Here is a 13,467-nt window from a genome sequence, read left to right as displayed (position 1 = left end):
TGGAGTCTACTGCCCACAAATAGCGGAGTAAAGATACATTTGTCAAAGATTTGGAGGGTGATATAATTGGATATCCATGTATTAACAAAAGACGAAGCGGAAATTTACTTAGAACTTCGTGTAGAAGGATTAAAGCAAAACCCTGAAGCTTTTAGCTCTTCTTATGAAGATATTATTAATAAAGAGTGTGCGATTGAATATAAAGCACAAAAATTAGCACAAGATGAAAACTATACGCTAGGCGCATTCAAAGATGGAAAATTAATCGGGGTTGCAACACTGGAAACGAAACCATATGTAAAACAAGAACATAAAGCTAAAATCGGTTCTGTATATGTGTCTCCAAAAGCACGCGGACTTGGAGCAGGAAAAGCACTTATTAAAGAATGTCTTGAACTTGCTAAATCTTTAGAAGTAGAACAAGTTATGCTTGATGTTGTTGTTGGCAACGATGGAGCAAAAAAACTTTATGAATCATTAGGATTTAAAACATTCGGTGTGCAAGAACGTTCATTAAAATATAACGGACAATATTGGGACGAAGAGCATATGGTCTTATTCTTAGACGAAAATAAATAAATAATAAAAAACATCCTCTCATGTATGAGGATGTTTTTTTACTTTTTTTCTAAACCACGCTGTATTTAATAGTTGAATCGCTTTTGCAATTTCTTCTTCTGATAAGATCGCAAACCCAAGTAAAACGACATTTTCAGGTGCAGTACCGTCTTTATAGTACGTAGAAACAGGATATACTTTAATACTATATTTTGCAGCTTCTTGAATGAGTTCCTCTTCTCGCATTCCATTATGCACTTGTAATAAAATGTGCAATCCTGAATCTTCTCCTATCACTTCAACACGATTAGAGAAATACTTTTCTATTTCAAAGACAAGTCGATCCCTCTTTTTTCGGTAGACGACACGCATTTTATGAATATGTTTTTCCCAATAGCCTTCATTTAAAAACTTTCTAATCACTTCTTGATCCATTCTTGAAACGCTTTGTGTATAAAACAAATATTCTTTTTGATACTTTATAATTAAATTCTTCGGTAATACTATATAGCTCATCCGTAACGAGGGCAATAAAGCTTTTGATAGCGTCCCCATATAAATAACTTTCCCCTCTGTATCTAATCCTTGCAGTGCCGGAATTGGCCTTCCTGAATAGCGAAATTCACTATCGTAATCATCTTCAATAATATACCTGTCTTTCGCTTTCTTCGCCCATTGTAAAAGCTGCGTCCTTCTCGTAATAGGCATAATCATTCCATATGGGAATTGATGAGAGGGAGTTACAAATACAACATTTGCATCGCTATTTTCTAAATCTGCCATACAAATGCCGTCCCTATCTAAAGACAACATTTGAACCTTCTCTTCTCCCTGTTCAAAAACGACCATTTTCCTATGATAACCTGGGTTTTCCACTGCATAATTGCTTCCCTTTAACAATTGAAACAATAGTTTCACTAATATTTGTGTTCCCGCACCTAATACAATTTGACTAGCTGAACAACGTACACCTCTAGATTCATACAAATAATTCGTAATCTCTTCTCTTAAGCTCGCTTCCCCTTGAGGGTGTCCTAGAAAGAGAAGTTCGTTATTATACGGCTGCCATACTTCATTTACAATTTTCCGATACATATTGAATGGAAAAGCATTTGTATCAATGCCTGTTTGTGTAAAGTCAAATTTATAACTCTTCTCCTGAAACAGTACTTCTTCTATTCTCTCTTCGCTATCCTCTACATGAACCATTTGCTCAATCTTGCATACAAAATAACCTTTTCTCGATATCGACTCAATATAACCTTCTGCAAGTAATTGTTCGTACGCTGCCTCTACTGTATTTTTACTTACTTGTAAATGTATCGCTAACTTTCGCTTAGCCGGTAATTTCGTAAAAGGGACAATCGTTCCATCTTTAATCTCTTTTTTTATATACTCATACAATTGCACGTACAATGCCTTTTTACTATTCATATTTAAATTAGGCGTTAATTCTAACATAATATCTGACCCCTTAATAAAACTACAATCTGATACTTTTTACAGTACCAGAAGTTATATATAATTCCTTTTATCATGTCACACATAAAAAATCAAATACCAGAGAGGAGAAACATGATAATGAACAATGGTAGACGTATCGGACTCATTATGATTATTACAGGAGCTACATTATGGGGATTATCTGGTCCAATGATTCAGTGGCTATTTCAGCATACTAATGTATCCTCAATTGATTTTTTAACAATTCGATTGCTGCTTGCGGGAATATTTATTTTATCTTTTTTACTGATAAAGAAACAAAACATTTTTCAAATTTGGAAACACCCTAGACATTCTATACAACTTATTATTTTCTCTATTCTCGGCATGCTTGGTGCACAATACGCCTTTATCGAAACAGTTCATATTAGTAATGCGGTCACAGCAACGCTATTTCAATTTCTAGGCCCTGTTTTTATTACCATTTATGTCGCATTTGAACAACGAAAATTCCCTGCTTCTATGCAACTACTCGCAATTATAACTGCGCTAACAGGGACATACTTTATTATTACAAACGGTTCAATTGAAAATATTGTTTTATCGAAAGAAGCCATTATTTTTGGTCTATTAACAGCAATTGGATTTGCATTTTATACCCTCCATCCAGCTTCCCTTATTAAAGAATGCGGAACAACCCTAGTAATTGGATGGGGGATGTTAATTGGCGGCATTGCCCTGCTTATTTGTAATCGCTCGTTTGGATGGCATGAGCTTTCGCAAACTTTTACAACAAAAACTTTTTCAATGCTTATTCTTATCATCATAAGTGGAACTCTTTCTTTTCTTCTTTATATCGGTAGTCTGAAATATTTAGCAGCAACAGAAACAAGCATTTTATCTAGTATTGAACCACTTGTAGCTGCCATCGTTTCAATCGCTTGGCTGAATGAATCTTTTGGAGCATATCAATTATTAGGCGGCGTATGTATCGTTCTTTCTGTTATTTTCTTAACAATGCCGCAAAAAGAAAATGAGCCAGCCTTTACATCTGAACAAATATAGAAAATGTCAAAAAAGGTCGTACAAAACTTACGACCTCTTTTTATACTTTAAAGGAATTGTCCCGCTTTCTAGCAAATACAATTACACTAACAATCAAAATTAGGAGTGTGGCACCATGAAAAAAATCGGAACTATGCTACTGTTCTTCTTTCTCATCACTGGATGCTCGCAATTGCAACCTGATTCAGAATTACCTAAAAAAGAAGCTATCGCAACGTCATCCACTCAAGTTAATGCACCTTCCTTCTTTCACCTTAGCGTTTTAAAAGATGTAAATTGGGAAGAAACACCCTCCTTCATACAAGAAAAAATACCTTTAAGAGGTATCGAAGACAAAATCGCAATGGCTGATAGCCCTATTATCGCAAATGAAAAAAGCGAAATGATGTGGTACTTTTTAGATCCTGAAATGCCAACTGGAGAATTATCTATTATTGCACTAAAGCAAGGATCAGTAACTCCAACACCCGTACTCTTTCAACAAGAAACTTCCAAACCAACTTGGACTACTTCAAATACAATTGATTCCACTACAAACGAACTCCCTCTCACTATGTCACTACCTTCATCTGGATTATGGTTATTAAATATATATGTGAATGAAAAATATTATGATCAGTTTGTAATCACTGCTGAGTAAAGTTACAAAAATAAACTACTTTCTTACAACAATGTAATTTCTACGTCATATACTTCGATAGTTGAAGTATCTCTCTTCTCTTATACTTAAAGTAAGAAATGACACGAGGAGAGATGAGAGATGAAAAAAATGATAGAAGTGATCGTAGCAGTAACTGAAGTTTTAGTAAATGGTAAACAAGTTGCAATGGAATTAAATAAATAATGAGGAAACATAAATAAATAATTTTACACTTCTTCATTATTTTGATTTCTTATCTCAAAAAAGCAGTGCCTTTTTAGGCACTGCTTTTAGCTATTAATAACTTGGTATTCTCGTAATTCGTGCCACACCTGAATCAATCGCTGCTTTCGCTACTGCTTCAGCAACACTTGGAACAACTCTTTTATCTAATGGATTGGGGATTACATAATTCGCATTACGTTCTTCGTCCGTAATGATGTTAGCGATCCCATATGCTGCCGCTAATTTCATTTCTTCTGTAATATCAGTCGCACGCACATCTAACGCACCGCGGAATATTCCAGGGAACGCCAATACATTATTTACTTGATTCGCATAATCCGAGCGCCCAGTTCCTACTACAGCTGCTCCAGCCTCTAATGCATCCTCAGGGAAGATTTCTGGAATTGGATTCGCCATTGCAAACACAATTGCTTTCTCATTCATCGTCTGTACAAATTCTTTCGTTAATACGTTAGGAGCAGATACGCCAATAAAAATATCAGCTTGGTGAATTGCTTCTTTCAACGTTCCACGCACATGTTCTCGATTTGTCTTTTTTGAAACCTCAATTTGCGCTTCGTTCATCCATGTTTCACCTTCACAAACAATACCTTCTAAGCTAACTAACGTAATGTGCTGTGCACCAGCCTTTAATAATAATTTTCCAATTGCAATTCCTGCCGAACCCGCACCGTTAATAACAATCTTCACATGATCCATTTGTTTTCTAACAACCTTTAATGCATTAATAACAGCTGCTAAAACGACAATAGCTGTTCCATGTTGATCATCATGAAATACAGGAATATTCGTTTCTTCTTTTAATCGTTTTTCAATTTCAAAACAACGTGGTGCTGCAATATCTTCTAAATTGATCCCTGCAAATGTAGGCTCTAAATTTTTTACAAGGGTAACGATTTCATCCACATCAGTCGTACCTAAACATAACGGGAAAGCATCTACATTCGCAAATTTTTTAAATAAAATACTCTTCCCTTCCATAACAGGCATAGCTGCTTTCGGGCCAATATTCCCTAAACCGAGTACCGCTGTTCCATCTGAGATAACTGCCACCATATTACCACGTGCTGTATAGTCATACACTGTTTCTTCATCTGCTGCAATTGCTTTGCAAGACTCCGCTACACCTGGTGTATATGTCAGACTTAAATCATCTGCTGAATTTACTTCTACCTTACTTGTAATTTCAATTTTCCCTACTAATTCTTTATGCAATAACAATGATCTTTCATTAATTTGATTTTCTAACATACTTATAATCTCCCCTTAATTTGACAAGCTAGCTATATGAATATAGCTAGCTTGTTTGATCATGAAAACATTTTTAATAAAATTGTCGCTGTTACAACCATTGCTGCCCCGCCTAAACGAGTCGAAATTTGCGCGAATGGCATTAATTCCATTCGATTTGAAGCTGATAAAATAGCAACATCTCCAGTTCCACCTAAACCACTATGACATCCAGTTACAATCGCTGATTCAACTGGATACATTTTCATCACTTTCCCTACAAGGAAACCTGATGCTACCATTGTAAGAACAACTGATGCGCACACGACAACATATCCTACTGAAAGAACTGCTGCTACGTCTTTTAGCGGAATATATAGTAATCCTAGTCCAACCATTAAAGGCCAAGTTAAATTCTTCGAAATGAATTTATATAGATGGAATGCTCCTTGCTCCATTTTTGCTGGCATTAATTTAAAGTATTTCACAAGTGCTGCTGAGAAGATCATAATGATTGCCCCAGGAATACCGATGAACTTAGAAGCAAATCCTCCGAAGATGAAGAACGTACACGCAATTAATAAACCTGCTCCCATTAATGAGAAGTCAATTGGCTTCTCTGTATTTTGTTCTTTTAATAACTCGGCTTGATTATCTGTTTTTACTAATACACCGTTACCACTAAGCTCCGGTTTCTTCTCACCTAAACGCTTCATATACCCTGCACTCACAATAGCGAACATATTTCCAATAATAGCCGCTGGAATAAGCTGTGATACAAATGTTGCTGATGATTCATTTAAAATATCACTATAAGCTAGCGACAATGGTAAAATCCCTTCCCCGATACCACCACTCACAATTGGTACGATGATAAAGAAGAATGTTTGCTTCATTTCAAATCCAAATAGTGAACCAACCAATAATCCTACTGCTACAGAAGCTAACGTCCCTACTACTAAAGGTATAAACATACGAACGAAACCTTGCACTAATACTTTACGATTCATTCCTAAAATACTTCCGACTACTAAACAAGAAATATATAAATATAAAAAGTTCGATTTTTTCATTAACATAGTCGCAGCTTCCATTGAAGCTGGATTCATCCAGTTAAAAAATACAAGTAATGATGGAATAAATAACGAAAGTATTGCTGGACCACCGATATTTTTTAAAATTGGAATTCTCATCCCAATGTCTCCTAAGAAAATACCCATGATCATAATAACTGCAAATCCACCAATCATATCTGCTGGCAATTTATTATATACAGATGCCCCATAAATAATAGCAGCCAATACTACATATAACGGTAAAGGTATAACACCGATTTTCACATTCATAATTTTAGAGGCGAAAGATTCTCTTTGTACTTCATTTCCTCCAGAAAATGATACCGCTTCCACATCCTTTTGAATTCCCATATGGCACCCCCTTGTTTTCTTAATAACAATATTAAAACGCTTTCAATAGTAAAAATAGTTTTTGTAAGTTTTGTAATTGATTTTGTAATTAAAAAAAGTATAAGCGACTTATAATAAGTCGCTTATACGTAAAACGCTATTTTATTTTGGTCAATACATCTTAATTTACTCACCGGCCTCCCTACATGTTGATACACCATTTCGTTTTCTAATACTCCAATTTCTGTTAAAAACATTACATACTTTCGAATAGAAACTCTTGAAACACCAACTAATTGTGCCATTTCATCTGTTGTAAACGCTCTTCCATTCAGCGACTCGATCTTCTTCCAAATTAATTGCATCGTTTGCTTCGTTAATCCTTTCGGAAGCTCTTTCATGACAGTAGGTTCTCTTTTTTCTTTTTGCAAAATTAACGAATCTAATTCCGATTGACTAATTTTTTGTTGTTCTTTCATGAAAGTAAGTTTTTCTCGATATATAGTTAATGCTTCTTTAAATCGTTCAAATGTAAATGGTTTAATTAAATAATCTACTACGCCATATTGTAATGCTTTTTTAATACTCCCCATATCATGTACAGCTGAAATCATCATAATATCGATTTCTTTTTCTTGGTTCCGAATATACATTAAAAGCTCAAATCCAGTCTCTTCAGGCATAAAAATATCAAGTAATACTAAATCTACTCGTGATGCCTCTAATACTTCTATCGCCGATTTTACCGAATTCACTGCTTGAACAAGTTCAAACCCTCCTGCTTGCTCTAAATAATGCGTATTTAACATTGCTACCATCGGGTCATCTTCTACAATTAAAACTTTAATCATATTTGCCTCTCATCCCTACCTTTAGGTATTTCAATTGTTATCGTTGTTCCCTTTCCTACTAATGAATACACATGAATTTTCCCATTTATTCGCTGTATACTTTCTTTTACAAGATACAAACCATAACCACGGTTATCCCCCTTTGTGGAATAACCTTTCGTAAATAATGCCCCTATTTCTTCTTCTTGTATACCTTTTCCCGTATCTTGTACTGTAATGGTTAGTGTATCCCCATATTGTATCTCAACTTCAACTTGCTTCTTTTCACAATTCGTCACTGCCTCTAATGCATTATCAATTAAATTTCCGACAATCGTAATCAATTCATGAGTAATACTTTCATCCTCTATTTCTGGCATGTAAGAATCTTCACTTATAATTAATTTTATATTTTTCTCTCTAGCATAGCTAAGTTTCCCGAGTAAAAAACCAGCAAATACTGGACTTTTTATTCTTTTCATAATCCCACCAATTTCATATTGATGCTCTGATACCATACCGCTTATATATTTCTGTAATTCTTCATACTGCTTCATATGTGTAAGCCCTAATACGACATGCATTTTATTCATAAATTCATGCGATTGTGCCCGTAATGCTTCCGCATATAATCTAATACCAGTTAATTCTTCTGCTAATTTTCTAATCTCTGTTTTATCACGAAATGTTGCAATTGCGCCAACTATTTCTCCTTTTACATATAAAGGAACACGATTCGTCACAATTGTAATTCCATAAATATTTTGTTCTTCGTTTAATTGTACTTCTCCCGTTTTTAATACTTCTTTTATACGTGAATTAGGCATATATAACTCAACATCTTTACCGATAAAATCCTCTTCTAATCCACTTTTCTTAAACAATCGTTTTGCCTCATTATTTATCAAAGTTACATTGGCCTCTTTATCTACAGCAATAATACCTTCCTTTACAGATTGTAGCATCGTATTTCTTTCTTCAAGAATTTTCGCTATCCTATGAGGTTCAAGACCGAATAAACTTTTCTTTATATGTCTAGCTAGCAATATTGCTCCTATAATTCCGACTAGTACTCCAACTCCGACACCAATATAAATGATATGTCTACTTTCCTTAACTCTCTCTTTTACATTATCTGCTGAAATACCAACGGCCACCGCTCCAAGTTGTTCACCTGTTTCAGAAAATACAGGTACAAATACTCGCATTGAAATACCTAAAGTTCCTTCTGCCAGCGATACATGTTCCTTTCCTTTCAATGCAGGCCCTTCATCTCCCCCAATAAAATGATGACCTATTTTTTGAGGATTTGGATGTGATTTTCTTATTCCATTCATGTCCATAACTACAATAAATTGAACACCTGTGTTTTTTAATATTCTATTTGTATACGTTTGAATTGCAGCAGTATCCGTCTTCCCAATTAAACCGTCGATTACAATTGAATCATTCGCCACAATGTGTGCAATTGTTTTTGCTTTCTCTGCCTGGCTATCCTCCGTTGTCCGTTCTACATTATGACTAATTAATATATCTGTCACAAGTAAAGAAAAAATTACAACTGTACAAACTAACAATGTAATCGTTTTCCATAAATTCCATAGTCTTTTTCTTTTTTTCATCCCGTTAATGACTCCCCTAATTGCTGAATAGAAAAATAAGTAAGATGATATTATTTTCACCTTACTTATCTGCTGTTATTATACTTTAAATTTACTAGTCATCGCTTGTAGTTCTTCGGCCATCTCAGCTAAATTTTGCGAAGCTGAACTAATTTCTTCCATTGATTTGTTGTTCAAAATTTGTTTTGGCGGTTTGATATGAAACACCACCGATAATAAGTCCTGGTATAGTTAAAATAAGAAAAAATGAAATGATTAATTTTTTCTTGATGCTCATACATTTAACCCAGTTAAATATTTTTTGCATAATAAGCCTCCTTTATGGAATGTGGATACTTGTGTAATTTTATACAATCAATATACACAAAACAATATATAATGATAACTTGTAATACTTTCGTCAATTATGCATTTTTACATATTCACTACTTCTAAATATTTAATCATAAAAAAACAAGAGAACTTTAGCTTATATAATAGGCTAAAATCCTCTTATTTCTTAACAAAAAAACCACCAAAACTCCTCTTATAATTCCTTACTAATTCATTTAGAGCTTTTCACATAGCTAATCGCCTGACTACCCATTTGCACCCATGCCTTTTCAAAACTTTCTCTCGGTACTTTTACATCTAAACTATCACTTAGAGGATCTCGAATATATACAAACTCCTTATCATATCCAATAAGTACTACACAATGTTCATTATACGTAATAGAAACATCTCCACTATTTGTTTCCCATGTAGTAAACTCCTCTTCATCTAATGGCTCAAATGTTACATTCGTAATCATGACTACCGGTTGTCCTGATTTTACACTCTTATAAAGTTCTTCTATACTCTTCCCTGTTAAGTCCACAGCTTTATTAGGTAAATACTTTTTCGCTAATTGAAAAAGTGGTCCATGATATACACCATATCCTGATTCAGAAAAGGTATAAATATTTCCTACAAATCCTTCATTCGGATTCCCACGTACACCATCGTTCATAAAATCAACTTTCTTTATTTCGTTTGCTAATTTCATCTTATCCACTGTAATACCTGCGTATTGTAACATCATCGCTAAGCTCGTCACTTCACAACCTCTATCTAACTCTGGTAATTGCTGAATGAAAGGTACATTTGATAAGATGACCTTTTCACCATTATTACTAAACTTCGCTTCTTTTCCACTTTGTATATTGAAGAATGTTAACTTCTCCACATACTTTGTAATTCCATTTGTGTATACGCTCCATGCTGCTATACCCAGTAAGGCCATACATATATACCACTTCCATTTCCGTATCACTCTCACGCCCTTTTTAGTTCGTTAAATAAGAATAAAACGCGTCAGCATCCGTGCGAATTACGGGTACAAAATTTAGTTCTTTTCCTTTTTCAGGATGATCTTTTTTTATTTTTTCTGCTAGTTCTTGAGTGTTCATATTCGTTTTATCCATATTAAGCTCATCTGCCATTTGTAACACCTTTTGTTCATTAATTTCACTTAATACTTGATATATATCTTTCCCATACAAATCAATATGATATTTTTTTGCCTCTTCTTGCACTTTTTGTTCGTACACTTCTTGTGCTAACTCTTCTATCTCTTTTCCTTTTTTTGAAATCCCTAACTTCCCTGCTTCCTCTCTTACTTTCGTTCCATAGATTTCTTCCGCAATTTCCTCTATTTTTTTTCCATTTGTTGAAATACCTAATTTATCCGCTTCATCGCTAATTTTAATCGTATTAATTTGAGTAATCAAATTTACAATTGATGTATTTTCTATTGATATGCCTAGCTTTAACGCTTCTTGCTTCACTTTTGTTTCATAGATTTCTTCTGAAAGAGTTCCAACATCTTTTCCTTCAATTGAAATTCCTAACTGTTCTGCTTCTCTTCCTACTTCCGTCTCATGAATTTCTTTTTCTAGCGTAATTTGTTCTTTCCCTGCCGTTTCAATCCCTAAATTCTCCGCCTTTTCTTCTGTATGCACAGCATGTATCTTTCCATTGTTTAATTGTTCTTTACTGCGCTGCTTGTAATCTGTCTTTCCTTTTGATGTTTCAGAAGGAGAGGCACCCCCTAATATACTTAAACTCATTACTCCAATAGTGAATACCATCATCATTTTCTTTTTCAAAATTAATTCCTCCCTCTTACACTTTCTTTTCCATCATTCCCATAAAATTTTAATACTATATTATGATCGATGTAATCTACTCAAATACCTTTTTATAATCGCTTCTTTATAGGGCGAACTTTACGTATATAATACATGTTAAAAATAGTTTCTTAACTTTCCCTTAAAAAAAGACGACCTTGTAAAAACAAGATCGTCTTCTCACTTATATCCTTTGGTTTTTCGGAAGAATCACTTCAAAACAAGTACCCTCTCCCCATCTGCTCTCTACTAATATTTTCCCATAATGCTTTTCTACAATCCAGTTCGCGATTGAAAGGCCTAATCCCGCTCCTTCTGACGCACTTCTCGCTTTATCCCCTTGATAAAAACGATTAAATAGTTTTGGGATATCCTCATCTTTCACTCCTATCCCATCATCTTTCACTCGTATACGAATTGAACTGTTCATTTGCGTACAATCGATTTGAATATGACCACCTTCATTCGTATACTTCATCGCATTATCTAACAATATGACCATCATTTGATGAATCCGCTCTCTATCACCCATAAAAGATACGCCACGTTCTACTTTTAATATCATTTCTTTTTCTTGATAAGAAGCAATCTCCTTATATGGAGCTACTATTTCTTCTAACAATTTATCGAGTTCAAATGTTTTCTTATCCATCTCAATTTGATTAGAATCAGAACGTGCTAGCAATAATAAATTACTAACAAGTTTCGATAACCGCCTACATTCTTTTGAAATTGTAGAAATATCCATCGCTTTTTCTTCTATCGTAGCGGATGGTGACTGGAATAAAACATCTGTTTTTGATTGAATAACTGCAAGGGGTGTCCTTAGTTCATGTGATGCATCAGAAACGAATTGCTGCTGTTTTTCCCATGAATTTTGAATGGGTACAAGTGCCCTGCCAGCTAAGAAAAAGCCAATTCCTATTGCACATAAACTTCCTACGCTACAACCTATCACAAGAATTAAAAATAAAGTATGTAACATTTCTTTTTCAGCTGTTATATCCCTTGCAATTTGAACTATTTTTGCATCTTTCTGAAATGCAAATATTCTAAAATATTGCCCTTGTACTTCTATATCTTGCAAAGTTCCTAATTTCTTTGGAGAAAACTTTTCCAAATTGTCTTCAAAGATAAAACGACGTTTGCCGTTTTCAATATCTATCTCCACCGTGTTTCCCATCCAAGTTAACTCCATTATCCTTGGATCCCCAATTGGAGGATATCCCCTAATTTTTTTAGGTAGTTTTTTATCATCTGCATTCTTTCTATGTTGAACGGCTTTTTCTATCGATTCATTTACTCCACTATAAATACGCTTATATGTGTAAGAATAAATGATACTACCTAATACGCCTATCAAAATGATAAATACTAATGAATTCAATATAGTCAATCGAATACGCGTCTTCTGAAACATACTTCCCTTTTTCATTGTTCTTTTAATATATATCCAATACCTCGAACGGTTTGAATATCTTTCTGATAACCGAATGGCTCTAATTTTTTACGTAAATGATGTACATACACTTCTACAATTGCCACTGTCGTATCTGAATCAAATCCCCAAACACGATCAAAAATTTGTTCACGCATTAAAATCTTTCCGCTATTTTGAACGAGGTACTCTAGAAGCTCATATTGTTTTAATGTTAACTTCATACTTTGTCCATCTACTTGAACATCTTTATCTTTTCCAAACAGTTCAATCCCTTTATAGCGAATAGTCTGCTTTGTTGTTAAACTACCGCTTCGTCGCAATAAAGCACGAATTCTCGCCTTTAATTCTGGGGCCTGAAACGGCTTAACGATATAGTCATCCCCGCCAAAATCCAACCCTTTTACGCGATCTTCTAAAGAATCTCTCGCTGTTAAAAACAGGACTGGTGTTTCAATCTTTTCATCACGTATTTTTTGAATTACTTCAAAACCGTCCATTTCTGGCATCATCACATCAAGTAAAATAGCGTCATATATATTTTGTGATGCTAGAAATAATCCATCTTCTCCATTCAATGCTGTATCTACTTCAAATTCGTCGTGTAATATTTGGACAATAGATTCTAATAAAGAAGCATTATCTTCTACTACAAGTAAGCGCATATTCTCACCTTCCACCATATCGTTCGATTCTATTTATAATCACATTCCTGCTTTTCCTAACAAAAGAATATAATCATATTTTGTAACTTCATTTTTAATTCGTTCTTTCTACACTTTTTCTTGATACAGAATTTTAAAGATTAATTATAAAGACTCTTCCTTAAATTTACCTTA

General features: G+C 34.3%; 13 protein-coding genes. 3 read left to right on the top strand and 10 right to left on the bottom strand.

The window, feature by feature from the left end; all coding sequences use genetic code 11:
* Positions 1-66: 66 nt before the first annotated feature.
* Positions 67-579 carry a GNAT family N-acetyltransferase gene (locus RTP99_RS19310; RefSeq protein ID WP_000351212.1) on the top strand — a complete coding sequence of 171 codons (513 nt, stop codon included), beginning with the start codon at positions 67-69 and terminating at the stop codon, positions 577-579.
* 18 nt (positions 580-597) lie between these two features.
* Here RTP99_RS19310 and pdxR read toward each other — a convergent pair whose 3' ends face one another.
* The gene (gene pdxR / locus RTP99_RS19305; RefSeq protein ID WP_000891906.1) at positions 598-2,019 is read right to left on the bottom strand and encodes a MocR-like pyridoxine biosynthesis transcription factor PdxR; all 1,422 of its coding nucleotides are present in this window, start codon (positions 2,017-2,019) and stop codon (positions 598-600) included.
* A gap of 120 nt (positions 2,020-2,139) precedes the next feature.
* On the opposite strand from pdxR, the gene RTP99_RS19300 reads away from it, so the two are divergent.
* A complete protein-coding gene (locus RTP99_RS19300; RefSeq protein WP_001059048.1) occupies positions 2,140-3,066 on the top strand; it encodes a DMT family transporter in 927 nt (308 codons plus the stop codon).
* Positions 3,067-3,181: 115 nt separating this feature from the next.
* Positions 3,182-3,706 carry a DUF4871 domain-containing protein gene (locus RTP99_RS19295; protein WP_000719650.1) on the top strand — a complete coding sequence of 175 codons (525 nt, stop codon included), beginning with the start codon at positions 3,182-3,184 and terminating at the stop codon, positions 3,704-3,706.
* Positions 3,707-4,003: 297 nt separating this feature from the next.
* On the opposite strand, the gene RTP99_RS19290 is transcribed toward RTP99_RS19295, so the two are convergent.
* From RTP99_RS19290 to RTP99_RS19250, 9 genes are all read right to left on the bottom strand, one after another.
* Positions 4,004-5,203 carry an NAD(P)-dependent malic enzyme gene (locus tag RTP99_RS19290; RefSeq protein ID WP_000892413.1) on the bottom strand — a complete coding sequence of 400 codons (1,200 nt, stop codon included), beginning with the start codon at positions 5,201-5,203 and terminating at the stop codon, positions 4,004-4,006.
* Positions 5,204-5,262: 59 nt separating this feature from the next.
* Positions 5,263-6,609, bottom strand: coding sequence for a 2-hydroxycarboxylate transporter family protein (locus RTP99_RS19285; protein WP_000512693.1), 1,347 nt, complete (start codon positions 6,607-6,609; stop codon positions 5,263-5,265).
* Between the two features lie 122 nt (positions 6,610-6,731).
* Positions 6,732-7,439, bottom strand: coding sequence for a response regulator (locus RTP99_RS19280; RefSeq protein ID WP_000598648.1), 708 nt, complete (start codon positions 7,437-7,439; stop codon positions 6,732-6,734).
* Entirely contained in the window at positions 7,436-9,040 is a 1,605-nt protein-coding gene (locus tag RTP99_RS19275; protein ID WP_000746417.1) for a sensor histidine kinase, read from the bottom strand. Before RTP99_RS19275 ends, RTP99_RS19280 begins: the two co-directional genes overlap by 4 nt.
* Before the next feature lie 148 nt (positions 9,041-9,188).
* A complete protein-coding gene (locus RTP99_RS19270; protein ID WP_154304924.1) occupies positions 9,189-9,347 on the bottom strand; it encodes a hypothetical protein in 159 nt (52 codons plus the stop codon).
* Positions 9,348-9,584: 237 nt separating this feature from the next.
* The gene (locus RTP99_RS19265; RefSeq protein ID WP_041184641.1) at positions 9,585-10,334 is read right to left on the bottom strand and encodes a C39 family peptidase; all 750 of its coding nucleotides are present in this window, start codon (positions 10,332-10,334) and stop codon (positions 9,585-9,587) included.
* A 13-nt stretch (positions 10,335-10,347) separates the two neighbouring features.
* Positions 10,348-11,169 carry a hypothetical protein gene (locus RTP99_RS19260; protein ID WP_000728565.1) on the bottom strand — a complete coding sequence of 274 codons (822 nt, stop codon included), beginning with the start codon at positions 11,167-11,169 and terminating at the stop codon, positions 10,348-10,350.
* A 205-nt stretch (positions 11,170-11,374) separates the two neighbouring features.
* On the bottom strand, positions 11,375-12,625 hold the full coding sequence (locus RTP99_RS19255; RefSeq protein WP_011039988.1) for a sensor histidine kinase: 1,251 nt from the start codon (positions 12,623-12,625) through the stop codon (positions 11,375-11,377).
* On the bottom strand, positions 12,622-13,293 hold the full coding sequence (locus tag RTP99_RS19250; protein WP_001238614.1) for a response regulator transcription factor: 672 nt from the start codon (positions 13,291-13,293) through the stop codon (positions 12,622-12,624). Before RTP99_RS19250 ends, RTP99_RS19255 begins: the two co-directional genes overlap by 4 nt.
* Positions 13,294-13,467 lie beyond the last annotated feature (174 nt).

The organism is Bacillus sp. (in: firmicutes) (assembly GCF_031983925.1).
Lineage (GTDB): Bacteria > Bacillota > Bacilli > Bacillales > Bacillaceae_G > Bacillus_A > Bacillus_A pacificus.
Note: the sequence above shows the minus strand (reverse complement) of the source record. Positions and strands in the feature narration are given on the sequence as shown.

Coding starts and splice junctions, on each gene's coding strand:
- RTP99_RS19250 (WP_001238614.1), bottom strand. CDS start 13,293: ATGCGCTTACTTGTAGTAGAAGATAATGCTTCTTTATTAGAATCTATT.
- RTP99_RS19300 (WP_001059048.1), top strand. CDS start 2,140: ATGAACAATGGTAGACGTATCGGACTCATTATGATTATTACAGGAGCT.
- pdxR (WP_000891906.1), bottom strand. CDS start 2,019: ATGTTAGAATTAACGCCTAATTTAAATATGAATAGTAAAAAGGCATTG.
- RTP99_RS19255 (WP_011039988.1), bottom strand. CDS start 12,625: ATGAAAAAGGGAAGTATGTTTCAGAAGACGCGTATTCGATTGACTATA.
- RTP99_RS19280 (WP_000598648.1), bottom strand. CDS start 7,439: ATGATTAAAGTTTTAATTGTAGAAGATGACCCGATGGTAGCAATGTTA.
- RTP99_RS19270 (WP_154304924.1), bottom strand. CDS start 9,347: ATGCAAAAAATATTTAACTGGGTTAAATGTATGAGCATCAAGAAAAAA.
- RTP99_RS19290 (WP_000892413.1), bottom strand. CDS start 5,203: ATGTTAGAAAATCAAATTAATGAAAGATCATTGTTATTGCATAAAGAA.
- RTP99_RS19275 (WP_000746417.1), bottom strand. CDS start 9,040: ATGAAAAAAAGAAAAAGACTATGGAATTTATGGAAAACGATTACATTG.
- RTP99_RS19285 (WP_000512693.1), bottom strand. CDS start 6,609: ATGGGAATTCAAAAGGATGTGGAAGCGGTATCATTTTCTGGAGGAAAT.
- RTP99_RS19295 (WP_000719650.1), top strand. CDS start 3,182: ATGAAAAAAATCGGAACTATGCTACTGTTCTTCTTTCTCATCACTGGA.